23 protein-coding genes and 1 pseudogene are annotated in these 24,094 nt (G+C 64.8%); 10 read left to right on the top strand and 14 right to left on the bottom strand.

Going from position 1 to position 24,094, the window contains the following annotated elements:
• Nucleotides 1-196: 196 nt before the first annotated feature.
• The 13 genes from O0J73_RS00295 to O0J73_RS00235 form a co-directional block, all read right to left on the bottom strand.
• On the bottom strand, nucleotides 197-2,212 hold the full coding sequence (locus O0J73_RS00295) for a DNA topoisomerase III (RefSeq protein WP_018076215.1): 2,016 nt from the start codon (nucleotides 2,210-2,212) through the stop codon (nucleotides 197-199).
• Nucleotides 2,213-2,506: 294 nt separating this feature from the next.
• Nucleotides 2,507-2,890 carry a single-stranded DNA-binding protein gene (locus tag O0J73_RS00290; protein ID WP_023083180.1) on the bottom strand — a complete coding sequence of 128 codons (384 nt, stop codon included), beginning with the start codon at nucleotides 2,888-2,890 and terminating at the stop codon, nucleotides 2,507-2,509.
• A complete protein-coding gene (locus O0J73_RS00285; protein ID WP_019486762.1) occupies nucleotides 2,887-3,435 on the bottom strand; it encodes a DUF3158 family protein in 549 nt (182 codons plus the stop codon). The genes O0J73_RS00290 and O0J73_RS00285 overlap by 4 nt, the downstream gene beginning before the upstream one ends.
• On the bottom strand, nucleotides 3,432-4,220 hold the full coding sequence (locus O0J73_RS00280; RefSeq protein WP_019484524.1) for a PFL_4669 family integrating conjugative element protein: 789 nt from the start codon (nucleotides 4,218-4,220) through the stop codon (nucleotides 3,432-3,434). Before O0J73_RS00280 ends, O0J73_RS00285 begins: the two co-directional genes overlap by 4 nt.
• A 188-nt stretch (nucleotides 4,221-4,408) precedes the next feature.
• A complete protein-coding gene (locus O0J73_RS00275) occupies nucleotides 4,409-5,161 on the bottom strand; it encodes an OST-HTH/LOTUS domain-containing protein (RefSeq protein WP_019484523.1) in 753 nt (250 codons plus the stop codon).
• 238 nt (nucleotides 5,162-5,399) lie between these two features.
• On the bottom strand, nucleotides 5,400-6,593 hold the full coding sequence (locus O0J73_RS00270) for an STY4528 family pathogenicity island replication protein (protein ID WP_023121162.1): 1,194 nt from the start codon (nucleotides 6,591-6,593) through the stop codon (nucleotides 5,400-5,402).
• Nucleotides 6,594-6,596: 3 nt separating this feature from the next.
• Complete coding sequence (locus O0J73_RS00265; protein WP_010792177.1) at nucleotides 6,597-7,157, bottom strand: DUF2857 domain-containing protein; 561 nt, start codon at nucleotides 7,155-7,157, stop codon at nucleotides 6,597-6,599.
• A gap of 17 nt (nucleotides 7,158-7,174) precedes the next feature.
• On the bottom strand, nucleotides 7,175-8,818 hold the full coding sequence (locus O0J73_RS00260) for a ParB family protein (RefSeq protein ID WP_023109326.1): 1,644 nt from the start codon (nucleotides 8,816-8,818) through the stop codon (nucleotides 7,175-7,177).
• Entirely contained in the window at nucleotides 8,811-9,047 is a 237-nt protein-coding gene (locus O0J73_RS00255; protein ID WP_033959576.1) for a hypothetical protein, read from the bottom strand. The genes O0J73_RS00260 and O0J73_RS00255 overlap by 8 nt, the downstream gene beginning before the upstream one ends.
• Nucleotides 9,031-9,897 (bottom strand): ParA family protein, encoded by an 867-nt coding sequence (locus tag O0J73_RS00250; protein WP_004265510.1) that lies wholly within the window; start codon nucleotides 9,895-9,897, stop codon nucleotides 9,031-9,033. Before O0J73_RS00250 ends, O0J73_RS00255 begins: the two co-directional genes overlap by 17 nt.
• A gap of 40 nt (nucleotides 9,898-9,937) precedes the next feature.
• The gene (locus O0J73_RS00245; RefSeq protein ID WP_003454927.1) at nucleotides 9,938-10,156 is read right to left on the bottom strand and encodes an AlpA family transcriptional regulator; all 219 of its coding nucleotides are present in this window, start codon (nucleotides 10,154-10,156) and stop codon (nucleotides 9,938-9,940) included.
• A gap of 141 nt (nucleotides 10,157-10,297) precedes the next feature.
• Complete coding sequence (locus O0J73_RS00240; protein ID WP_023109328.1) at nucleotides 10,298-11,056, bottom strand: hypothetical protein; 759 nt, start codon at nucleotides 11,054-11,056, stop codon at nucleotides 10,298-10,300.
• A 539-nt stretch (nucleotides 11,057-11,595) separates the two neighbouring features.
• Entirely contained in the window at nucleotides 11,596-12,504 is a 909-nt protein-coding gene (locus tag O0J73_RS00235; protein WP_308307731.1) for a LysR family transcriptional regulator, read from the bottom strand.
• A 139-nt stretch (nucleotides 12,505-12,643) separates the two neighbouring features.
• Here O0J73_RS00235 and O0J73_RS00230 point away from each other — a divergent pair.
• Nucleotides 12,644-13,073: pseudogene (locus tag O0J73_RS00230) on the top strand (IS66 family transposase zinc-finger binding domain-containing protein); the annotation flags it as partial.
• Between the two features lie 37 nt (nucleotides 13,074-13,110).
• Here O0J73_RS00230 and O0J73_RS00225 read toward each other — a convergent pair.
• Nucleotides 13,111-13,476: a hypothetical protein gene (locus tag O0J73_RS00225; protein WP_104064751.1), complete on the bottom strand. Its 366-nt coding sequence runs from the start codon at nucleotides 13,474-13,476 to the stop codon at nucleotides 13,111-13,113.
• A gap of 296 nt (nucleotides 13,477-13,772) precedes the next feature.
• On the opposite strand from O0J73_RS00225, the gene O0J73_RS00220 reads away from it, so the two are divergent.
• The 9 genes from O0J73_RS00220 to hdeD-GI all read left to right on the top strand — a co-directional run bounded on the left by O0J73_RS00220 (nucleotide 13,773) and on the right by hdeD-GI (nucleotide 24,077).
• Nucleotides 13,773-14,054, top strand: coding sequence for a helix-turn-helix domain-containing protein (locus tag O0J73_RS00220; protein WP_012761384.1), 282 nt, complete (start codon nucleotides 13,773-13,775; stop codon nucleotides 14,052-14,054).
• A 35-nt stretch (nucleotides 14,055-14,089) separates the two neighbouring features.
• Nucleotides 14,090-14,659: an Hsp20/alpha crystallin family protein gene (locus O0J73_RS00215; protein WP_012761383.1), complete on the top strand. Its 570-nt coding sequence runs from the start codon at nucleotides 14,090-14,092 to the stop codon at nucleotides 14,657-14,659.
• Nucleotides 14,660-14,752: 93 nt separating this feature from the next.
• Nucleotides 14,753-17,602 carry a heat shock survival AAA family ATPase ClpK gene (gene clpK / locus O0J73_RS00210; protein ID WP_308307730.1) on the top strand — a complete coding sequence of 950 codons (2,850 nt, stop codon included), beginning with the start codon at nucleotides 14,753-14,755 and terminating at the stop codon, nucleotides 17,600-17,602.
• 16 nt (nucleotides 17,603-17,618) lie between these two features.
• Nucleotides 17,619-19,049, top strand: coding sequence for a cardiolipin synthase (gene cls / locus O0J73_RS00205; RefSeq protein WP_308307729.1), 1,431 nt, complete (start codon nucleotides 17,619-17,621; stop codon nucleotides 19,047-19,049).
• 27 nt (nucleotides 19,050-19,076) lie between these two features.
• Nucleotides 19,077-20,906: an ATP-dependent zinc metalloprotease FtsH gene (gene ftsH, locus O0J73_RS00200; RefSeq protein ID WP_308307728.1), complete on the top strand. Its 1,830-nt coding sequence runs from the start codon at nucleotides 19,077-19,079 to the stop codon at nucleotides 20,904-20,906.
• A gap of 78 nt (nucleotides 20,907-20,984) precedes the next feature.
• Nucleotides 20,985-21,443: a small heat shock protein sHSP20-GI gene (hsp20-GI, locus tag O0J73_RS00195; protein WP_032174845.1), complete on the top strand. Its 459-nt coding sequence runs from the start codon at nucleotides 20,985-20,987 to the stop codon at nucleotides 21,441-21,443.
• A 22-nt stretch (nucleotides 21,444-21,465) separates the two neighbouring features.
• Nucleotides 21,466-22,380, top strand: coding sequence for a heat resistance protein YfdX1 (gene yfdX1 / locus O0J73_RS00190; protein WP_308307726.1), 915 nt, complete (start codon nucleotides 21,466-21,468; stop codon nucleotides 22,378-22,380).
• 101 nt (nucleotides 22,381-22,481) lie between these two features.
• A complete protein-coding gene (yfdX2, locus tag O0J73_RS00185) occupies nucleotides 22,482-23,369 on the top strand; it encodes a heat resistance protein YfdX2 (RefSeq protein WP_308307725.1) in 888 nt (295 codons plus the stop codon).
• A 96-nt stretch (nucleotides 23,370-23,465) separates the two neighbouring features.
• Complete coding sequence (gene hdeD-GI, locus O0J73_RS00180) at nucleotides 23,466-24,077, top strand: heat resistance membrane protein HdeD-GI (RefSeq protein ID WP_308307724.1); 612 nt, start codon at nucleotides 23,466-23,468, stop codon at nucleotides 24,075-24,077.
• Nucleotides 24,078-24,094 lie beyond the last annotated feature (17 nt).

The following is a 24,094-nucleotide window of genomic DNA, read 5'->3' as shown; positions in this document are numbered from 1 at the left end:
GCAAGGCACACCGATCAAGGGAATGGCGGCGGGCGCGATTCGTGGAGCAATGACCTTCTCGCCCCGTCGCCCGACGGCGGGCAGACGGGGCGCGCACACCGTTGCAGAAGGAGACGCGCGCTTTGGAGTCCCGCGCGGTGCGGGACGTTTGCCTCGCCGCCAGTGAAGTGGCCGGCGCGGCAGGGGGAAGCGAGGATCAGGACGCCTTGGAGGCAGCGCGCCGCTTGCGCGGTGCGCTGCGCCGGCCCGTCGGGGACTCGATCGGCAACGTGCCCTTGCAGTCCGGGTAGCGCGAACAGGACCAGAACGCGCCGCTCTTGCCCGTGCGCTGCTGCATCGGTGCGCCGCACTGCGGGCAGGCCGGCGCCGGCGGCAGCTTGAGCGAGAGCGTTGCGCCGCGGTACTGCTGCACGAGCTGGCCGACCCACACGGACTGCTTCTCGATGAAGGTGTCCAGCGCCATCTGGCCGGCCTCGATCATGTCCAGCGCCTGCTCCCACACCGCCGTGGTGCCGGGGTCGGCGATGGCCGAGGGCACCGCGTCGATGAGCGTGAATGCCGCGTCGGAAGCGCGGACGGCGCGGCCTTTCTTGACCAGGTAGCCGCGACCGATCAGACCGTTGATGATGTTGGCGCGTGTCGCCTCGGTGCCGATGCCGGTGGTATCTCGCAGCTTCTGTTTCAGCCGCGGGTCGGTCACGAACTTGGCGACAGTCTTCATGGCCTTGATCAGCTCGCCCTGCGTGTAGGGCTTGGGCGGCAGCGTCTTCAGCGCCTTGAGATCCACCTTGCCGACCGGGCAGGACAGGCCCGCATGCAGCGCCGGCAGCACCTGGCTGCGCTGCGCATCCTCGCCGTCGGCATCGTCCGGCCCCGGCGTCGCCAGCACCTCGCGCCAGCCGGTGACGGCGATCTGCTTGCCCACGGCCGCCAGCGACTGACTGCCGCACGAGAACTGCGCTACCGTCCGGTCGAACTCATGGTGCGGGAGGAACTGCGCGAGGTAATGAGCGCGGATCAGCCGGTAGACGGCCAGTTCCTTCTCGTTCATGGCCGACAGGTTGGCGGGCTCCAGCGTCGGGATGATGCCGTGGTGAGCCGACACCTTGCCGTCGTTCCAGGCGCGCGAACGCTGGTTGCGGTCGAGCTGGCCGATCAAGGGCCGCAGGCTGGGATCGGTGGCGAGCAGTGCATCGAGCACCGCCGGCACTTCCGCGAGCATGCTTTCGGGCAGATATCCCGAGTCGCTGCGCGGATAGGTCGTCGCCTTGTGCGTCTCGTACAGCGCCTGCGCGATGTCCAGCGTCTCCTGCACATCGAGGCCGAGCTGACGCGAACACACTTCCTGCAAGGTGCCCAGATCGAATGGCAGCGGCGGTGCCTCGCGCACGCGCTCGGTGTCCACCGACACGACCTGCGCATCGCGTGCCGCGCGAATGCGATCCGCAGCCTGCTGCGCCACCGGCTGCTGAAGGCAGCGACCCGCTGCATCCGTGCTGCCTTCGGGCGGTATCCAGCTCGCGGTGAAGGACCGGCCGGCATGGGATAGCAGCACATCCACGGCCCAATACGGCATGGAGACGAATCGCGCGATCTCGCGATCACGATCCACGACCAACTTCAGCGTCGGCGTCTGCACGCGCCCCACCGACAGCACGCCGGTGTAGCCGGCCTGCCGACCTAGAAGCGTAAACAGCCGGCTCAGGTTCATGCCGATCAGCCAGTCGGCGCGCGATCGGGCGAGTGCGGAGAAATACAGCGGCAGCGTCTCGGCGGACGGCTTGAGCGCACCCAGCGCTTTGCGGATCGACGCATCGTTGAGCGCCGACAGCCACAGGCGCTGAATCGGCCCGCGGTAGCCGCACAGGTCGATGATCTCGCGGGCGATCATCTCGCCCTCGCGGTCGGCGTCGGTCGCTATCACCAGCTCGCCCGCCTTGGCGACGAGCTGCTGCACGACCTTGAATTGCGCTGCGGTCGCCGCCTTGGGCTCGACACGCCAACGCTCAGGAAGAATGGGCAGTTGCTCGATGGCCCAGCGCTTGTATTGCTCGCCGTAGCCTTCGGGCGGAACCGCCTCTACCAGATGACCGATGCACCAGGTCACGACGACACCCGCGCCGCTGTAGCAGCCGTTGCCGCGTTGACCGGCACCCAGCACACGGGCGATGTCCTTGCCCTGGGACGGCTTCTCGCACAGGAAAAGGCGCATGAAGCCTCCTTGGAAATGTGCGGTTCATCGGATGGGCGTCAGCTTGGCGGGGCCAGGAGATGCCGGCAGCAAGGAAGTCGATTGATGCAGACACCGCTTTGTGATCGGCAGGCGGTTCGTTGCCGCAGCGGTGTGCATAGATCGTAGGAGCTGGCACAGCAAGAGCGTCGTTTCGGGAGGGCGGCTGGAACTCCGTGGACGACCTTGGAGCTATCCCCTTGGGATAGCTCGCTGGTGCATCGCGGGCGTATGACGGTTGCTACAGTCGCCCTCGGGGGAACGGCGATGGGCGAATTACTGTCCGCCGGCCGGCTTGGTGCTGAGCGCCACCGAATCGATGCGGTACGGCAGGATGCCCACGCGCCGCGCCTCGACCTTGAACGTCACGCGCTCGTTCTCGTCGGCGTCCTCCCATTCGTCGCGCACGGTGCGGCCCTCGACCAGCACCCGCATGCCTTTCTGGTATAGCGTCTTCCAGTGCTCGGCGTCGCGGTGCCACAGCTCCACGGGCGCCCAGAAGCCGCCGCGATCTTCGTACTCGCCGTCCTTCTTCGGGATCGGGTTGTCGAAGTAGACGTTCAGGCGAAGCAGCCGGCGTGGCTCGTCGTTGCCGTTCGGAAATTCGCGGTAGTCCGGCGCAGAACCGATGTTGCCCTCGCCGACGAAGTGCGTGCTCATGGAGACTCCTTGGTGGTGGGTGGAACGGATGCGGTATGCCCGTGGACGCGCCGCAGGTAAGCCGCTTCGGCCTGCGCGGCCTTGTTGGCGCATTCCAGGGCTTGGCGGGCGATGCTGTGGGTCAGGCTGATCTGCATGTTCAGCACGATGCGCTGCAGTTCGATCGCGTACAGATCGTCGATCAGCGAGGCCGGCGTCGCGGGGTTGGCCAGCAGGGCCTCCCACAACGCCACGCCCATGGAGGAACGGTCGAGGTTGCGCCAGCGCAGGAAGGTCGTCCCTGCGCCAGTGGCCTGCTGGGCCAGTTGCACGTCGAGCAGACTGAATGGATAGGCGCGCGCCTGGGGCAGCACGCGCCGCTGCGCCAGGCCAATCACGTCGTCGCGCAGCGCTGCGCACTGGCTGGCCCAGGTCTCCAGACTCCCCTTACCCTTAAAAGGCTGTAAAAGGCCTTTTAGGTAGCCTGCGTGTTCCAGCCGCTGGAAGTCCGCCTGTTCCAGCGCCACGAAGCGCGTGGAGTGGCTGATAGGGGGCGATGCTGTCATGCGCCAGCACCCTCATCGCCCGCGGCACCATCGGCTGCGCCACCCGTGGGAGCCTGCGCATCGGGCACGATGGCAGGCGCAGCAGGCGGCGTGCCGGGCTTGTTCGACCGCCGCGCGATGGGTGGCGCGAAGCGCGAGCGGCGCGTGCCTTCCAGCACGTCCTGCGGCAACTCGCCGAACTTCTCCAGCGCCGCTCGCGCCGCCGCGTTCTTCGCCGCGAAGTCGTCGCGCGTCGTGCCCGAGTAGCGGTACTGCTGGGCCAGCGAGAACAGGCTGCGCAGCGCGTGCGCACCATCATTGAGCCAGCGCTCCAAGGTGCTGCGGTCGATCAGCGCCGTGTGGTGCGCCAGGATGAGCTTGCGTGCCAGGTCGTCGTAGTCGGCCAGCAGATACACCGCCATGAAACCGAGCTGGGCGTTCACGAACAGCGGCAGCTTCACCGGCTGCACGTTCATGTTCTCGCCCAGGGACAGCGCCGCTGGCACGTCGGCCAAGGCCTGATCCACCTGTTCGCGCAGGGTCTGCAGACGGGTCTTGGTGTCGGCGAGCTTGTCCTCGATCCGCAACATCCACGAGTCCGAGTACGGGTCGTCCTGCTCGGCGCCGCGCTTCATCTTGTTCATGGCGCCGATGAAGCCGTTGAGACCGATGATGCCGGGGCGCCCCTCGGTCGGCGCACGGCCGTGCCAGATGCGCGAAGCGTGGTGCGTGTGCAGCGTCAGCGACATCGCGCTGCGCAGCGATCCGAGATTCAGTTGCAGGGGTTCTGTGCGTTCGTTGGCCATGAGAGCGACTCGCGGTGAAGGGGCGAGTCGCCAGTATCGGCATCGGCCGGAAGGCTGTCAGTCAACAAACCGCAGCCCATGCGCGCCCGGTTTGTTCTGCGCGGAAGGCTGTGTGTGCCGGCTATCCCCTGGGGATAGCTCGGCGGAGTCGTTCGCGACTCGCGCGGAGGTGAGACCGCGTCGCGGGGCTATGCCTCGCGAGGTCTGTACCAGGCGGCCCGTTGCCCCTCCACCTCACGGTAGCGAAGCTCGAACATGCGGCACTCGTGCACCACCTGCCGCCAACTGCTGCAGCCGTAATTGGCTGGAAGCTGCTCGGGATGCCGGTCCGCGATCCAGCGGCCAGCGGCGGCGATCGGTGTCCAGCCCTCGACGGCCAACTGCGCGGCGGCCTCGCGTAGCGCACGAACGATGCCGGCGGCCGGCCAGTCCACCGTGCCGTCCGGCGCGATGCCATTGACCACCAGGTCGTGGAACACATCCGAGTGGACGAATTCCGCTGCCAGGCGCCGCGCCTGATCCATGTGCTCGGCCCAGCCGCGCAACTGCTCGAAGTGCTGATCGATGCGCGTGTAGGCGGAACCGAGTTCGTCCTGTGCAGCGCGGCACCCGTCCACGGTCCATAGATCGTGCTGGTCGATGAAGTGGTGCACCAGTGTGTTGCGCAGCGATACCAGGTCTTTGAGGTCGGCCTGGGTCTTGGCGTAGTCCTGCGCAGACAGGCTCAGTTGCACGCGCGTGCGAAAGGAGATCACGTCGCCGGGAAGATCGTCGTCGCGTTCCTCGCCGCCATTTCCATCGGTGACGACATACGAACCAAACAGTTGTCCGATCAACGTGCCCAGGGTCTTGGTCGCGGCATCTTCAATCCGCGCTGCGCGAATGGCCTCCAGCGAATGCGCCGGGCCTGAAATCTCGTGGTGGGCCACGATGGCTTTCATGAGGCGCTCGTATTGTTGAAGGCGCAACAGGCATCTGCCCAGCAAGCGCTGAACGTCTGGCTGTAGTGGTTGCAGTGCGTTTGTGACGGGGAAAGTCGTCATATCCATCGTTGGCCGGGCTCGTGCGTGGCTGTCCTCGTTTGATTCACAGGCGACAGTTTCGCCTGTCGTTCGGCGGGCAGCAATCGAGCACGGCGGAAGGGTGTTTGTTCCAGCTATCCCCTGGGGATAGTCAACATCAGCGATCACGCAAGGCTTCTCGGAGCTGAGCCAGGTAGGCACGTGCCACCTCGGGATCAGCCGCACGGGATGCTGGCGGTGACGAGGGCGCAGGTGACGGGGGCGCTGGCGGCGTCGATGCACTTTCTCCGGCCCAGGCCTTGAACTCCCCGCGGATCGCCTTCTGGATGATGCCAAACAGGTAGCCGGCCGGGTTGCGTACCGCGCTGTTGTGGCAGCGTGCCGCCCACTCGTCGAGAACGGCCTGCCTCTGCGCCTCGTCCACCTGCTGCAGCGCCACCAGCGCGCCGGCCTGCTGCTCGTCCTTCAAGCGCAGGAAACGCTCGGGCAGCCGCAGGTTCTGCAAGGCCCTCGCGCGCGGTACTGTACGTACTTCATTTATACGATCATTACGTACTGTACGGTCCTCCTTCGGAATCCAAAGAGAGCCGTCCGGCGCGGGTTTCGGTCCTGCTTCGGATTCCGAAGACGGGCGCGCAGCATTCCGAAGAAGGGCTTCCTGGCCTTCTTCGGATTCGTGGTCCGCACCCTCCTGTGGATAACCTGGCGTCGTCCAGCCATGCCGCGCCATGCGCTGCGCCAGCACTTGCAGACGGGTCGGCAGCGTGCGCCCGCTGAGCAGCGGGTCTTCGGCGATCTCCCGCAGCGTGTTCATGCCCACGACCTGCACCGCCTTCGCCGCGTGCGTGAGCGCCTGGCTCACCAGGCCCAGGTAGTCCGGGTCGAGCTGCATCGCCTCGAAGGGTGACAGCGGTTCGTCGTGCAGCACGTAGAGGTTGCCTTGGATACGGCCGGTCTTGGGATCGCGCCGCCGCCGCACCAGGCTGAGCCAGCGCGTCAGCCGCAGCAGCGTCAAGGCGCGCGCCACGGTCTCGTGCGAGGCTTGCGCCGCACAGGGCATGGACGCCAGATATGGGCGGAGCTGGTCGTAGGTGGGAAAGGCGGTCACGCCGTCGTCGTTGAGCTGCAGGCGGAACACCTGCCAGGCATTGCGCTCCAGCGGCGTCAGGCGCCGGTCGAAGAACAACGCGCGCGGCACGCTCTCGTGCCGGTTGCCGCTGTAGAGAAAGCCGTCCTGGCTCGGCGCCGTGCCCTGCGCCGGTTCCTTCGGCTCAAGGTGCCGCAGCGCCTCGTCGAACAACGCCGACAGCGCAACCGGGCCATCACGCCGTGGAGCGTCGCCCGTCGTCATGACCTACACCAGCCCCTGGTCGACCCAGTTCCGTATCGCCGACCAGATCACCGACATGGGCAGGGTCATGGCCTCGGCCAGGTCCATGGTCAGCGCCAGCATCGCCATGTCGTCGTTCAGTGCGATGTGCCGCTCCGTGATGCCGGCCTTCCAGCGTTCCCACAGGGCCACGTCCTGCGCCTCGTCGAGCACCGGATGCCGACCCTTACGCTTGGGCAGCCCGAGGATGTCGCGGCGCAGCGCCACTTCCTGATGCGTGAGGCCGTAGAACTTGCTGACCATCTCCGTGCTCGCCCCCAGGCGCAGCATGCGGTCCACCGTGGCGATCTCCCGCTCCACGTCGTGCACCTGGCTCAGCAGCCGCTTCAACACTTCCCGGTTCACCGACACCGAACACCACGACACCGTGGCATTCACCAGCATGCTCACGAGTTCTGGGTGCTTCAGCGCATCCAGCTCCTCCTCACCGAAGCCCATGGCCTTGCAGCGGCGCAACTGGCCGTTGCGCAGGTCATGCAGGGCCTGGGCGATCACGGCCTGGTTGAGCGGGTGCGGTGCCGACATACGGGAGCCTCCTGCGCTCAGGAATCCTGGCTCGCTACGCCGGCTTCCAGATCCAGCAGCCGACGCGCCAGGCGCAGCAGACGGAACAGCTTTACCAGCCCGGCATCGCTCAGGCGCGTGACCAAGCCGCCGTGACCATGCAGCAGCGGCCCAAGGTCATCGGCCAGCCGCGCGCTGTCCAGCCCGGTCGCGGGTGCCGGCGCGGTGCTCAGCGCGTGCAGCAGGGTCAGCATCGCACGCGCGAACGCCGGGAGCGCCTTCGCCTGGCCCACGGCCGGCGTCACGCAGACGAAGCCGATGCCGCCATCGCTGGCTTCGATGTGGTCGCCCACCGCCGCTTCCCCCGCGATCTCGCGAGCGAACTGCGAGATATGCACGCGCAGGCGATCCGGCACGTCCAGGCCCGGCTCGATGTACCAGACATCCGAGATGGGAAAGAGCCCGCCAACCTGCACCGGGATCGCACGCAGCGCATCTGCCTCGAAGTCGGGTAGCTTGTCGCCGAGCTGATCCGCGACCATCCGCTGGATGGACTGCAGGCGCTCGGTGGTTGGGGCCGGCGTCACGATGTGCCCCTGCAGGCGCTCGTCGCGCTGCCCGTCCCGGGCGTTTGGTGCAGCGGCAGGTGGTGCCGAGGGTGTCTCTGCCGGTGGCGCGACGGGCGAGGTGTCCCGTGGCGTTGGCGCCGCGGGCGACAGTTGCGGCGTGATGGCTGGCGCCGCAGGTGCGACAGGCGTTGCCGGGTTCGGCGCGGCCGGCTCGCTGGTCAATACTCGCTGACGGCTTTCGCTGTCATCGACCTCCAATGCCAGCGTGTCGTAGTCCGCTTCCAGCAGCTCGGCCATCTGACCCACCAGTTCGTCCTGCACGCGCTGGGGCGAGAAGCCCTCCGGCTGCGTGTCGAACTGCGACAGCACATCCTGAAACAGCGAAGCGAAGTCCACGGTCAGCGGCCGGCCCAGCGCACGCCGCTCCCAGGTGCGCTCGCACGCCTTGCGCAGCACTGCGAGCCGGTCCACCTGATGCCGGCCCAATCCGCCGTACAACAGCGTCGGGATCGCCGGCAGCAGATAGCGCACCGCATCGTTCATGCGGCTGATGTGTGACTGCGGCACCGGATAGCCGTCGGCCGTCAGTCGCCGCGCGAGTTCGCTTTGCGACAGCGCCTGGCCGCTTTCCTGCTCGTAGAACTCGCGCGCCTTCTCGATGCCCAAGGCCCGCTCGATGAAGGTCAGGCCGCCGCGCAGCTCGTTCTCGGCCAGATGCCCGGTCAGCGCCACGATTTCGCCGCGCGCCGGCCACGGGCGGAACAGGCACGCAATGCGGAAGAAGCGTTCCTCCTTGGTCTCGCTCCACAACTCGCGCAGGATCGCCAGCCGCGTGTTGCCGCCGTTGCGAATAATGTAGTGCGCCTCGCCCGGCCTGCGCGTGATCGCGGGGGGCGCGTCCAGCCCACGTTCGCGGATGGACGCCTTGATCTCCGCATAGGCCGGGTTGCGCGTCACGCGTGGGTCGTGGTCGTAGGGCCGCAACTGGTCCAGCGTCACCACCATCGGCGTGTCGGCGATGGGGTCGCTCAAGGTCGCGGCCGAAGGGCCGCTGCGCTCGAAGCCGGTGGCCAGCAGCTTGGCAGCCATGTCCTGCGGCGTCAGCTCAGCCACGGCCATTCTCCTGCGCCTGTCGGTCGGCGCGGCGAAGCTGCGCACGGGCGTTGCGCTCGGCGCGGTGGTCGCTCGCCGTCGAGCTGGTGTAGATCGGCGCGCAGCCTTGCTTCGTGAACAGCAGGTGCCCGCCGCGGGTGCGCACCACCTTCCAACCTTCTCCCAGGGCGAACTCGATCAGCCCTCGCAGCCGCTTGTGGCCGCGGGCCAGGTTATGTGCGCTGGCCATGGCCGGCCCCTCCCGCGTCGCCTCGGCCGGTGACGAGCGCAAAGCGCTCCTGCCACGCCGGGAACAGCTCGCCGGCCAGCGCGCGCATGGTCTCCAATGCGGCAGGTGCCGTGCGGCCCGCCGGCTGGCGGTATTCCACCCGATGCACCGGCAGTCCGCGCGTCGCGGCGCGCGGATAGGCTTCAATCGCCGGCACGTCGGTGTCCAGCACGCGCACGCCAGGCTGCTCCTGGAATACCTGACGCAGCGCCTGCTGGATCAGCCGCGCATTCGACGACACCGGATGCACGCGGTTGATGAGCAGGTGCAGCGGCGGCGGCTCGATGCCGAGGTGGCGGTACGGCGCGATGTCCTCGATGAGTTGCAGCGTGCCGCGCCGCAGCTCGCGCGCCGCGAGGATTTCCGGCGTCACCGGCGAAAGCGCCAAGTTCGAGGCCAGCACCGCCATCTCCAGCAGCACGCTGCGCGCGCCCTGGGTGTCGATCAGCAGCAGGTCGTAGTGCGGCGCCAGCGTGGGCAGCAGGTGGCGCAGCCGCAATCTGCCATCGGGCGCGTGCAGCAGCAGCGTGTTCAGCTCGCCGCGGTCGTCGTTCGAGAGCACCAGGTCAAGCCGCTCGATCGCGGTGCGCGACACCAGTTGCTCGGCGCGCTGCTCGTTGTAGGCCAGCATCTCGTAGATGCCGGCCGGCGCGCGCTCGGCCAGCGTGAAGTAGCTCGACAGCGTGGGCTGCACGTCCAGGTCCAGCAGCAGCACGCGCAGCCCGGTGTCGGCTGCGAAGCCGCCCAGGTTGGCCGCCGTCGTGGTCTTGCCGACGCCGCCCTTGGTCGAAATGATGGACACCACCTGCATGGGCCTCTCCCGGTTGAATGGCATGTACCGAGGAAAAGCGTCAGGCGCGCTCATCGAGGCGATCGGCGATCCATTGCTCGACCTCCGCCGAGTCCCAGCCCACGGCGCGCACGCCCAAGCGCAGCGCCTTGGGGAACTTGCCTTCTTTCATCAGGCTGTAGATGTGCGCGCGCTTGAAGCCGGTTTTGGCCTCGACTTCGGCGCGACGCAGGATGCGGTGCTCGGCCGGCACTGCCGGCGCGGTGGTCTGCGAAGACATGAGAGACACTCCTTGACGCTCACTGGCGCTGTTCGGAAAGTGCCTCGTATTCAATACACCGCGGTCGCCGAAATCACTGCAATTGCAGAAGCAGCGACTGCAATTGCAGTGCGCCGCATCGGCATCATGCTGGCCGCGTCGTCAGCGCGACGCCTCCAGGTGGCGCCGCGCCTGCGCGAGCTTGCTCCACAGCGTCCGCTCGCTGAGACCCGGCCGCCCCTCATGGTGTGCGATCAGCGCGCTGACCACGGCATCCATGCTGCGGAACGACGAATAGGCCGCGCCTGACGGCGAATTGCCCAGCAGCAGCGTCAGCAGTCCGCCGATGATGTTGAGGTAAGTCGTCTCGCTGCGCAGGCCAGGCTCGCGCGCCTGTTCGTCGTTGGCCGCGCGCGTGGCATGTTCCTTCGCCAGTGCTTCGTGCGCGGTGCGCAGCGTTTCATGCACCAGGGCAAGTTCGGCAAGTTGCGACTTCGCTGCTTCGCGATCGGCCAGCAGAATGTTGAGCGTGTCCACGCTCACCGCCGGATGCACCGCGCGTTCGATGCCGTCAAACAAAAACCCCGGCCGATCGCCGGGGTAGAACTGCGACATCCACGCTTTCAAGTCCACGTGGCGCACGGTCAACTCGGGGTCGTCGAGCGCCGGCCGCTGCGAGTCCAGCACGATGCCGGCCTTGCCACCGGGCAATTCGCCATGCGTCAGCGCGTCGAAGATGCGCTCGGCATACAGGCGCAGCAGCGGCCAGCGCGGGAGTTCGCCGGGCTCCGGCATGGCACGCTGCTCCAGCGCTTCCAGAATACGCTGCTCGAAGCGCAGGAGACCGCACCAGCGGACGGCCGCCTCGATCGGTCGGTAGTACGTCTTTGCGCCAAAGGCGTGGCTGCTCGATTTCGGCATATCGCGCTCTTCCCATCGTCGGATCGACACATGGCAAGCGCGCGCGGCCCACATGGGCGCAGCGATTGCCCAAAGAACCCGATGAAGCGCGAGCCGGTCGGCATCGTGGTGGACGTTGGGTGCGGCGATGTCGCCGAGCGTTACGCAGGGGGCAAACCTCCTTGCGGTGCCCGCTACACCTCAACCATAATGCACCTGCGAAAAATCTTGTTACCGGCGCAACGGTCTGAAAAGCCGCGCATCCAAGTTCGATCAGGAAGGGATGCCGCGCTTTACCGGAAAACCAGGGCAAAGTTTTCGTAGGAATACGGGCGGGGTAAAGCGCCAATGCGACTTCCGGCTGAGCCGGTTTGCATCCAGCAAGGGCTCATGCGTTCTGCGTCACTGCTGTGACCTCGACAGCTTGAAGGTGCCTTGCTTGATGCCGGGTGGATAGGCCCGATTCGCCATCCATGCCCGTGACGCAAAAGGTCGGCCGCCGATGCAATGCGGGTCAAGGTCCAGACCGAAAGGGAATCGTACCGTCCAAAATCCCCGCGTCACATCGGGCGTTGATCGGTGCCTTGCGGGCGTCCGACACGCTCCACGCGGTCGATGAACTGCCGCAGCGGCTCCATGATTTCGCCTTCGGGTCGCAGTAGATAGGTCGTCAGCGAAGCGGTCTCGTCGGCCAGCGGCCGCACGACGACATCGGCCTGATGGCAACCCGCCAGATGCGCCGCGCTCGAAAAGCCCACGCCGTAGCCGGCGGCCACGAGAGCCAGCATCAGGGAATGGGTCTTGACGTACTCGGCTACCGTCGGCTGCGCATCCACCGTGCGGAGCAGCCGTTCGCGCTGCCGGCTGCAACCTTCGCAGACCTGGGGATCGCACAGCACCAGCGGATAGCTCGCCACTTCCTCCAGCGGCACTTCCTTGAAAGCCAGCAGCGGATGCCTGGCGGGCAAAGCCACCACCAGCGGGTCTCGCCACACCGGCATGGCGACGATGCCGGCGTCCATTTCACCAGCCAATGCAAAACCTGCGTCATACAAGTCGTTGCGCAGTCCAGTCACCAACTGCGCCAGTGGCGTTTCAAATATCCGAATGCCGACCTGTGGTGCCTCCTCGCGGCAAAGCGCAAGCAACGCCGACAAGCGGGCCTGCCCCATGTCACCAGATAGTGCGATGCGCAGCGTGTTCCGCTGGTTCGCTGCGGCGCGTGCCTTGGTCTGCGCTTGCTCGAAGGCCAGCAGTACGCGCCGGGCTTCTTCGAGGAAGACCTGTCCCGCCGGTGTGAGACGAACACTGCGTGGCAAGCGGTTGAGCAGCGGCACCCCTAAATCCGCCTCCATCTGGCGGATCGTGCGCGACAGTGGAGACTGTTCGATGTGCAGCCGTCGAGCAGCCCGGCTGAAGTGCAGTTCCTCGGCTACGGCGATGAAGCAGCGAAGATGGCGTAAGTTCATGCTTTCTCCCTACCGATGTGATCAGTCCATATCATCGTAGGGAGCCGAATAGTGCGGAGGATTCACCTCTGTATCGAGATGAGAGCCATCCTGGGGGGTGATGCTCGGATGCTTTTCGCCCATGTCAGCGCCTACGGCGAAGCTCTCGTTCGAGATCGCCCAGCTGCGACGCCTGAAGTTCGGCAAGAAGAGCGAGCAGCTCGATGCCGAACAACGCGCGCTGTTCGACGAGGCTCTGGACGCCGACCTTGCCGCGGCTGAGGCGCAGCTCTAGGAACTGCTGGGCAAGAAGAAGCCGCCGGCTACGCCTGGCGCGATGCCTAAGCGCACCGCCTTGCCGGCGGACCTGCCGCGCGTGGACTGCCACCACGAGCCCGAGAACACCCGCTGCGCGTGCGGCTGTGCGCTCAAGCGCATCAGCGAGAAGCTGGACTACACGCCGGGCGTGTTCACGGTCGAGTGCCACATCCGCGGCAAGTGGACCTGCGCATAGGTGCCGAACGCTGACCCAGGCGCCGGTCCCGGCGGAGATCATCGCCAAGGGCATCCCCACCTCCGGGCTGCTCGCGTAGGTGCTGGTCGCAAAGGACTCCGACCATCTGCCGCTTACATGGTCGTCCCTAGGCAAGCAGGAATAAGCTGCGTGAGTGAATCGGGAGGTTTGCGTAGCTGATGGCTGGCCAGCAGCGTCTGCGCCGGCGGCTTCACCGGCACGAAGCGCATGTGCGGGCGGGTTGCCGCCTCGCAGATCGCTGCGGCATCGGCCGCACCGTTCTTGCGTCCCTTGCCGGCCATGCGGTAGGGCGTGACGAAGTGGCCTGCAATCAGCCGCGCATCCAGCCCATAGCCGCGCAGCTTGCGTGCCCAGTGATGCGCACCGCCGCAGGCCTCCAGGGCCACCAGGCAGCCGGGAGGCAGCTCCGCGCACCAGGCCGCAAACTTGTCAGCGGCCAGCGCCTTGGCAACCACCACGCGCGCATCCACCGCATGCACCTAGATAACCCGCTTGGCCAGATCCACCCCGACTCGGGCAATCTCGTTCATGGACTTCCCCTTTCACATGGCTGCAGATTGATGACTTGGGGAGCACCATCGCGGTGGCAGCCAACATTTGTTTCCTGGCTGCTTACGATTGAGTCACATCAATCGGCCAGCAGATCGCTGGATGTTGACTCTTGACTTTCGGCATGTTAGGCGCAATATCTTGCAAAGTCTTGCAAGAACTTCCTCAGGCGAGGCCGCGTGACGACGGAACTTGTGGGGGTGGTATGACAGCGCGCCAGCAGGCGATCTTCACACTCGACGAGTTGGCTGCCTACTTGAAAGTCGGCAAGCGGACGCTTTACCGGCTCGCCTCGCACGGGGAGATTCCGGCCTTCAAGGTCGGCGGGACGTGGCGGTTTCGTCAAAGTGAAATCGATCGATGGATCAATGATCAGATCCAAGCAGGCAGAAAGAAGGAGGTGATACGCACAGATGAGCAGCCAAAGTCAGCGGAACACTCCGTGTCGTCTGGGCGCGCTGTCCGTCGCCGCAGGCAAACGGAGTGAGCGAGAGTCTTCAATTTTTCTTCTGGAGGTGTGACATGGACATTGATTTCAAGAAATTGGCTCCCTGGAACTGGTTCAAGAAGGAGCAGGAAGAACAACAGAGCACTGCCTCGCTCCCGGTGCAGCGCAATGACCTGCCGGTGGCGGGTGGGCCCGTCAGTCCCATCCTGCAATTGCATCGCGAGATCGACCGCCTGTTCGACGACGCGTTTCGAGGCTTCGGTTTCCCGACGCTGGCCATGCCACGCTGGCCGTCGGACTGGCCGGGCATGCTGAAGCCGGCGCTGGACATCCAGGAGACCGACAAGCAGTACAAGATCGCCCTGGAAGTACCCGGCATCGAGGAAAAAGACATCCAGATCACGCTCGACAACGACGTGCTGCTGGTGCGCGGTGAAAAGCGTCAGGAGCAGGAAACGAAAGACGGCGGTTTCCATCGGGTGGAGCGCTCCTACGGCAGCTTTCAGCGCGCTCTGAACCTGCCGGCCGATGCCAACCAGGACACGATCAAGGCCGCTTTCAAGAACGGCGTGCTCACGATCACGATGGAAAAGCGCGAGGCCAGTACGCCCCAGCAGGGGCGCTCGATCCCGATCAACGGCTGACGCGGGGCAGCGCGTTTTTCTCAAAAACCACAAAGAGATGAGGCACCGTGATCGGCGGTGCCTCGTCAGATCAATCTTTACAGGAGCATCAGCATGGCCAGAAAACAATGCCAAGTCTGCGGCCAGCCCGCCACGGTGCGGGTGGAAGCCAATCTCAATGGTCGCCACAGCACCATGCTGTTGTGTGACGATCACTATCGCCAACTGGTGCGCCAGCAAAAGCGCACCGTCTCACCGCTGGAAGCCTTGTTCGGCTCGCGCAGCGGGCTGTTCGAAGACTTCCTTGGCAGCGACTTCTTCCGCATCGGTGACGACGCACCGTCCATGGCGGCCGATACCGACGAGGTCGTCGATGCCTCGTTCGGCGAACCCGCCCCGGCCGGTACGGGCACCGCGCGCCGTCGCGGCAGTGGGCTCGCCAGCCGTATCAGCGAACAGTCCGAGGCCCTATTGCAGGAGGCCGCCCGACACGCTGCAGAGTTCGGGCGCGCCGAAGTCGATACCGAACACCTGCTGCTGGCGCTATCCGACAGCGACGTGGTCAAGACCATCCTGGGGCAGTTCAAGATCAAGGTCGATGACCTTAAGCGCCAGATCGAATCCGAAGCCAAGCGCGGCGATAAGCCGTTCGAGGGCGAGATCGGCGTGTCGCCCCGGGTCAAGGACGCGCTCAGCCGTGCTTTCGTGGCCTCCAACGAACTCGGCCACTCTTATGTCGGGCCGGAGCATTTCCTGATCGGGCTCGCCGAGGAAGGCGAAGGCTTGGCAGCCAACCTGCTGCGCCGCTACGGGCTCACGCCGCAGGCGCTGCGCCAGCAGGTGAGCAAGGTGGTCGGCAAGGGGGCCGAGGACGGCCGTGCCGAGACGCCGACCAATACGCCGGAACTCGACAAGTATTCGCGCGACCTCACCAAGATGGCGCGCGAGGGCAAGCTCGATCCGGTCATCGGCCGCGCGCAGGAGATCGAGACGACCATCGAAGTGCTGGCCCGGCGCAAGAAGAACAACCCGGTGCTGATCGGCGAACCCGGCGTCGGCAAGACCGCCATCGTCGAAGGGCTGGCGCAGCGCATGGTCGCAGGCGAAGTGCCCGAAACGCTGCGTGACAAGCGCCTGGTCGAACTCAACATCAATGCCATGGTGGCCGGCGCCAAGTACCGCGGCGAGTTCGAGGAGCGCGTGCAGAAGGTGCTCAAGGAAGTGACCGAGCACCAGGGGGAGCTGATTCTCTTCATCGACGAGGTGCACACCATCGTCGGTGCCGGCCAAGGTGGCGGCGAAGGCGGGCTGGACGTGGCCAACGTCTTCAAGCCGATGATGGCGCGCGGCGAGCTGAACCTGATCGGCGCCACCACGCTCAACGAGTATCAGAAGTACATCGAAAAGGATGCCGCGCTGGAGCGTCGCTTCCAGCCGGTGATGGTGCCCGAGCCGACGGTAGCGCAGACCATGATGATTTTGCGCGGCCTGCGCGACACCTTCGAGGCGCACCACAAGGTCAGCATCACCGAGGATGCGATCATCGCCGCCGCCGAGTTGTCCGACCGTTACATCACCGCGCGCTTTTTGCCCGACAAGGCCATCGACCTGCTCGACCAGGCAGCCGCACGCGTGAAGCTGTCGGCCACGGCGCGCCCGGTGGCGGTGCAAGAGCTGGAGTCCGAACTGCATCAGTTGCGGCGTGAGCAGGACTATGCGGCTTCGCGCAAGCAGTACGACAAGGCCGCCGAGCTCGGCAAGCGCATCGAGGCCAAAGAGACTGAACTCAAGAAGCTCGTCGAGGATTGGGAGCGCGAGCGCGCCTCGGGCAGCGCCGAAGTCAAGGCAGAGCACGTGGCGCAGATCGTCTCGCGGCTGACCGGCATCCCGGTCAACGAGCTGACGGTGGAAGAACGCGAGAAGCTGCTGCATCTGGAACAGCGGCTGCATGAGCGCCTGGTGGGACAGGACGAAGCAGTACGTGCCGTGGCCGATGCCGTGCGGCTGTCGCGCGCGGGCCTGCGCGAAGGCAGCAAGCCAGTGGCCACCTTCCTGTTCCTCGGGCCGACGGGTGTGGGCAAGACCGAGCTCGCCAAGGCACTGGCCGAGTCCATCTATGGCGATGAGGGCGCGCTGCTGCGCATCGACATGTCCGAGTACGGTGAACGCCATAGCGTGGCACGCCTGGTGGGCGCGCCTCCGGGTTATGTGGGCTACGACGAGGGCGGCCAGCTCACCGAGAAGGTGCGCCGCAAGCCCTACAGCGTGTTGCTGCTCGACGAGATCGAAAAGGCGCACCCCGACGTCTACAACATCCTGCTACAGGTGTTCGACGACGGTCGCCTCACCGACGGCAAGGGCCGGGTGGTGGATTTCACCAACACCATCATCATCGCCACCTCGAATCTGGGCTCGGACATCATCCAGCGTCGGCTGAAGGCCCGTGGCGCCGCCGGCGAGGAATACGAGAAGACCAAGTCCGAGGTGATGGACGTGCTGCGCGGACACTTCCGCCCCGAGTTCCTCAACCGCATCGACGAGATCATCGTCTTCCATGCGCTGGGCAAGGAGGAGATCCGCCATATCGTCGGCCTGCAGCTCGATCGTGTGGCCCGCAACGCCGCCAGCCAGGGCGTGACGCTGACCTTCGATCAGACCTTGATCGATCACTTCGCGGAGGAAGGCTACAAGCCCGAGTTCGGCGCGCGTGAGCTCAAGCGGCTGATCCGCAGCGAGCTGGAGACGGCACTGGCGCGCGAGATGCTGGGTGGCGGTATCGGCAAGGGCGATCACGCCAGCGCCCGCTGGGACGACAAGGCCGAACGCGTCGTCTTCGAGCGCAAGGAGCCACCCGCGCAGCCGGCCGAGCCTGATAAGCCCGATGCCGCGAACGTGGCCGAGGCACCGCCGAACGGCGAGAGCAAGCCTAAGCGCAAGAAGAAGCCGGCGGGCGGCGAATCTTGAGCGATGGGAGGCTGTCGTGTCCGACCCCAACGGGCTGACATGGGCAGCCACCCTCGTGTCGCTGGCGGTCGCTATCCCCACAGCGGGGCACGCGGTCATCTACAAGCGTGACCCTCGATCGGCCACGCTGTGGATACTGCTGATCGCCTTGTTGCCGCTGGGCGGTTCGCTGCTGTATGGGCTGTTCGGCATCAACCGTTACCAGCGGCGGGCGCGGCGGCTCTTCCCGGGGGCAGATCCTGCTGTTCGGCAGGACCTCTCGCCCACGATGCCCGAGGCTGTATCGCCGCCGCTTGCCGGTCTGGCCCACCTGGTGGGACGCGCCACCGGCCAGTCGCTGACCGGCGGCAACCGCATCGAGCCGCTTGTCGATGGCGAGCAGGCCTACCCGGCCATGCTCGCCGCCATCGAATCGGCGCGGTACAGCGTCGCCTTGGTCTCGTACATCTTCGACAGCCAAGGCATCGGGGCGCAGTTCGTCGATGCGCTGCGCCGGGCTCATGAGCGCGGCGTGCAAGTGCGGGTGCTGATCGACGACGTCTCTGCCCGCTGGACGCCCCGCAGCGCCTACCGCGCCTTGCAACGCGCCGGCGTTCCGGCGGCGACGTTCAACCCGACGTTGATTCCCGCGCGCCTGCATGCCGCGCATCTGCGCAACCACCGCAAGCTGCTGGTGATCGATGGCGAGACAGGTTTCACCGGTGGCATGAACATCTTCAGCCCGTATTGGCGGCCCGATGCGCCGGGCCAGGCCTGTCACGATCTGCACTTTCGTCTGCGCGGGCCGGTGGTTGCGCATCTGATGGGGTGCTTCACCGATGATTGGTGCGATACCACGGGCGAGCGGCTCAGCGAGGGTTACTGGGGCGAATCGCCCGCAACGGCTGATGAACAAGGAAACTCTTGGGCGCGCGGCATCGAGGCCGGTCCAGATGATGCCCTGGACAGGATGCGCTGGACCTTCATGGGCGCTTTGAGCGCGGCGAAGCATTCGGTGCGCATCTGGACACCTTACTTCGTCCCCGATCAGCCGATGATCGCGGCGCTGAGCACGGCCGCGTTGCGCGGCGTGCGCGTCGAGGTGCTGACGCCCGCAAACGGCGACCATCCCACGGTGCAATGGGCCGCGCGCGCCCACTACTGGCAGGTGCTGGAGCACGGTGTGCGCATCTTCGAACGGCCTGGCCCGTTCGACCATAGCAAGCTGATGCTGATAGACGGCCAGTGGTGCTGCCTGGGTTCTGCCAATTGGGATGCGCGCAGCCTGCGCCTCAACTTCGAGTTCAATGTGGAGGTGTACGACACCGCGCTGTCTACGCGGCTGGAATCCCTTTTTGATGCCGCTCGTGATGCGTCGGGCGAGATATCGGCGAAGGCGTTGCGCGCCCGCCCGCTGGCCATCCGCTTGCGCGACGGGGTGGCCCGTCTGTTCACCCCCATTCTCTAGCGACACGACTTGCGAGGAACATTGCCCATGGAAAAGAAAGATCAATGGAACATTGGCTACTGGATCGTCGCCGGCCTGTTGCTGCTGACGCTGCAGAACTACTGGCAGGCGGCCAAGACCGTCGAGCCCGTGCCCTACAGCGAATTCGAGAAGGCGCTGGCCGAGGGGCGCGTCGCCGAAGTGCTGGTGTCGGACCGCACGGTCACCGGGCGCCTGAAATCGCCGGACAGCCGGGGCAAGACCACCATCGTGGCCACCCGTGTCGAACCCGACCTGGCCGAGCGGCTGTCCAAGTACGACGTGCCCTATGCGCGGGTGGTGGAAAGCACCTGGCTACGTGATGTGCTCTCCTGGATTCTGCCGGCGGTGGCCTTCTTCGGCGTCTGGTTCTTCCTGTTCCGCCGCTTCGCCGAGAAGCAGGGCATGGGTGGCTTCCTGAGCATCGGCAAGAGCCGTGCCAAGGTATTCATGGAGAAGAACACTGGCGTGACCTTTGCCGATGTCGCTGGCGTCGATGAAGCCAAGGCGGAGTTGGTTGAGATCGTCGATTTCCTGAAGAACCCGCAGGATTACGGCCGCCTCGGCGCGCGCATCCCGAAAGGTGTGTTGCTGGTTGGCCCGCCCGGCACGGGCAAGACCCTGCTGGCCAAGGCCGTGGCGGGCGAGGCCGGGGTACCGTTCTTTTCCATCTCAGGCTCGGAGTTCGTCGAGATGTTCGTCGGCGTGGGTGCAGCGCGCGTGCGCGACCTGTTCGAGCAGGCCCGCGGGCAGGCGCCGGCCATCATCTTCATCGACGAGCTCGATGCGCTGGGCCGCGCGCGCGGCGTCGGCGGGCCCATCGGCGGCCACGACGAGCGTGAGCAGACGCTCAACCAGCTGCTCACCGAGATGGACGGCTTCGACAGCTCGGTGGGGCTGATCATCCTCGCCGCCACCAACCGCCCCGAAATCCTCGACCAGGCGCTGCTGCGTGCCGGCCGCTTCGACCGCCAGGTGCTGGTGGACCGGCCCGACAAGAAGGGACGGCTGGACATCCTGAAAGTCCACGTCAAGAAGGTGACGCTGGCTCAGGATATCGATCTCGAACAGGTGGCTGCGCTGACCACGGGCTTTTCGGGTGCAGACCTCGCGAACCTGGTCAACGAGGCCGCGCTGGCCGCGACCCGGCGCAAAGCGTCCGCCGTGGAGTTGCAGGATTTCACCGCCGCCATCGAGCGCATCGTGGCGGGCCTGGAGAAGAAGAACCGAGTGCTCAATCCCAAGGAGCGGGAAACCGTGGCCTATCACGAGATGGGGCATGCGCTGGTGGCGCTGGCGCTGCCCGGCACCGGTCCGGTACACAAGATTTCAATCGTGCCGCGTGGCATCGGTGCACTCGGCTACACCCTGCAGCGGCCCACCGAAGACCGATTTCTGATGACACGTGCCGACCTGGAGCACAAGATCGCCGTGCTCCTGGGAGGGCGCGCGGCTGAGAAGCTCGTGTTTGGCGAGCTGTCCACAGGGGCTTCAGACGATCTCGCACGGGCCACCGACATTGCCCGCGACATGATCACCCGCTTTGGCATGGACGAAGGACTGGGCTACATCGCCTTCGAGGCGCAGCGGCCACGCTTTCTCGATACACCGGAACTGGCCCACGGCGGCTGCCGGGTGGCCGAATCGACCCAGGCGCGCATCGATCAGGCCATCCGCGACATCGTGATGGGCGTGTTCGAGCGCGCCTACCGGATCCTCGACACCAACCGCGCGGTGCTGGAGCGTTGTGCTCGCGAACTGCTGGCGCGGGAAACGCTCGACGAGAACGACATCCTTCAATTGACCCAAGGACTTGTTCTTGATGGAAACGAAAAGTAGTAGGCTCTGTTCAGAGTGAACCGGCGGCTCTGTTCGGTGCGTCATCCAATTCGCCGGCATTGTTCAAGGAGAACCGATATGTCTGCATTGACTCCGTGGGACCCCTTCCGGGAACTGGATGAATTGCAAAACCGCCTGGCGACGATGTTCGGACGAACACCCCAGCGACAGGGCGCCCGTACCGGCAACGAAGCCATGACCACGGCGGACTGGGCACCAATGGTGGACATCAGCGAGGATGAGAACGCATTCCTCCTCAAGCTGGATCTGCCGGAGGTCCCCAAGGATGCCGTGCGCGTCAGCGCGGAGAACGGTGTGCTCACCATCAGCGGCGAGCGCAAACTGGAAAAAGAGGAGCAGGGCAAGAAGTTCCACCGCATCGAACGTGCGTATGGCCGCTTTGTGCGCAGCTTTGTCTTGCCTGACAACGTTGATCCGACCAAGGTGACGGCTTCCATGAAAGACGGCGTGCTGGAAGTGCGGCTTGTCAAGGCCGAGCAAGCCAAACCGAAACAGATTGAAATCTCAGTCAACTAACTTTAATCAGGAGCCCAAGATCATGAATATCAAACAGCCACAATACATCTTCTCCGCACTTGCCCTGGCGGTCGTCGTCGGACTGAGCGGACCGGCTCTGGCCCAATCGGCGGCAGGTTCTAGCCCAGGTGCTGCAGCACCCTCTGCCGCATCCAAGGCGGCACAGCCACAGGTAGATGACAAGGTCGCCCGGGAAGCCGCGAAAAAGCGCGCCAAACTCGCCCAAGATGCAATCACTGCGCTGGCCAAGACCCATGAGGCATTGATCCTCCTTGATGCAAGGAAGACCAAGGAGGCGCTCGCTGCGCTGGAACTGGCCAGCGGAAAGCTGGAACTGGTATTGGCGCGTGACCCAAAACTTGCTTCGGCGCCCGTCGATGTACGCGTCATCACCCATGACATCCACGCCGACGTGGAATCGGTCAAGAAAGCGGTCAAGTTGTCTCGGGAGTTGTTGGATGATGGCGAGGTGCAAAAGGCACGGCCCATCGTCGCCAATCTTGCCAGCGAAATCGTGATCGAAACCGACAACCTGCCGATGGCAACGTACCCGGCAGCGATCAAGTCGGCCGCACGGCTCATCGACAGCGGCAAGATTGACGATGCCAAGGCGGTGCTCGCCCGAGCGCTGAACACGCTGGTGATGACCTCGGTCGCCTTTCCTCTGCCCGTGCTACGGGCCGAAGTCGCGATGGCAAAAGCGGAAAAGCTGGCCGAGACCGGCAAGCGCAATGCCAAACAGAGCGAGGAGCTCAGCGCCCTGCTGGCCTACGTGCGCACGGAAATCGAGCTGGCGCAAGCCCTAGGCTATGGCAAGAAAGCGGACTTCAAGCCCATCTTCGATCAGGTGAAGGCTATCGAGCAGAAATCCGCCGGAGGAAAAAGCGGCAAGGGGTGGCTCGACGAGTTGAAGATGCGCATCCAAAGGCTGTCTTGATGTGGTGAAGGAGCTGACTGCACCATCGGCTAGTCTCGCGATGGGCGCAGTCAGCCCAATAGATTCGCCTATTTTCACTAACTCATACGAGGCATATCACCATGAATGAGCAAACATCGAATCCCAATGCGACGAACAAAGAAATAAACGAACAGGCCGCGGTAAGCAGCCTTCCTGTCAGTCCAGAGGCCAAGCCTGAAGTCGTCACGGAGGTACAGCCTGAGGTTCAGAAGGAAACGGACTCGCAGGCGGCAGACAAACGTAAACAAGTCCTCGATGAGGCCGTCTCGGCCTTGGCGCTGACCAAATCAGCGCTGGCCGCACTTGACGGCAAGGACGCTGCACGCGCATTGGCAACGCTGGCCGAAGTGACGGGAAAGCTGGAGCTGATCGTTGCGCGCGAACCCACGCTCGCCCTGGCCCCCGTTGATGTGCGCACCATCGTGCACGACTTGTTCGCCAACACGGAAACCATTGAGGCGATGACCGACGAGGCGCTGGATGCCCTCAAACATGGCGAGGTGCAACAGGCACGTCACGTGCTGGCTTTGCTGGCCAGTGAAATCGTGATCGTGGTCACCAACATCCCTCTGGCGTCCTATCCCGCAGCCGTGAAGTCAGTCGTGCCGCTGATCGATCAGGGCAAGATCGAAGAAGCCAAAGCCGCGCTGCAGGCAGCGCTCAGCACGCTGGTCGAGACGCGCAGCGTGCATCCGCTGCCCGCCCTGCGCGCCAGGCTGCTCCTGAAGCGCGCCGAGACCTTGGTAGAAGATGGTCAGCGGAGCGAAGCGTCCAATGAGCGCCTGGAGACATTATTGAACGAAGCGCGGCAGCAGTTGGAAATGGCAGAACTGCTGGGCTATGGAAAGAAGAAGGACTTTGAGCCCCTGTATGCTGAGCTCAAGAAAGTCAAGCAAAAGACGGCTGGGGGAGGCGGCGGAAAAGGCTGGCTCGATGAAGTCAAGGCAAAACTGTCCAAGTTGTTCTGAAACCGCTGGATAGGGCGTAAGAGGGGCGCGTCGCGCCCCTCTCTTGGCTCAGGAGTGTTTGCTTTTTCACCCCATTAGATCTTTAGGAGATATAGCATGAATACAGACACCATCGCCAATTCCAATGCGGATGACCCCACCAAAGCACTGTGTTCGCTGAGCCAAAATTGGTGGCTTTTTGCGCTGCGCGGTGTCTTGGCATTGATTTTCGCAGCCCTTGCGTTCTGGATGCCACAATCGGCTCTGTTGGCCATGACTTTGGTGTTCGGCGCATTTTCCTTGGTCAATGGCGCTTTCAACTTGGTTGCAGCGGTGCGCCATATCCAGAAAAAAGAGCGCTGGGGCTGGCTGCTGTTCAGCGGCATTGTCGGCATGCTTGCCGGCGTCGTCGTCCTGGTTGCTCCTTGGGTCGCCACGATGGTCTTGGCTTCTTTTTTATGGGCTAGCGTGGGGTTCTGGGCGATTTTCACCGGAGTGCTGGAGATATCCGCCGCCGTTCGGCTGCGTCAAGAAATCAAGGGTGAAATCTGGCTTGCCTTCAGTGGACTGCTCTCGATTGTCCTTGGCGCTATCGTCTTGTGGATATTTTTTTCCCGTCCGGTCGAGTCATTCCTGGGCGCAGGCTGGCTGTTGGGCTTCTATGCGGCAGTCTATGGTGTCACGCTTTTGTTCTTGAGTTGGCGTCTTCGCAAAACGCGCCAGGGATAAGAGCGGGTCAAACTAAA

The organism is Stenotrophomonas sp. Sm6012, from assembly GCF_030985895.1.
In the GTDB taxonomy this organism is placed as follows: domain Bacteria; phylum Pseudomonadota; class Gammaproteobacteria; order Xanthomonadales; family Xanthomonadaceae; genus Stenotrophomonas; species Stenotrophomonas forensis.
Note: the sequence above shows the minus strand (reverse complement) of the source record. Positions and strands in the feature narration are given on the sequence as shown.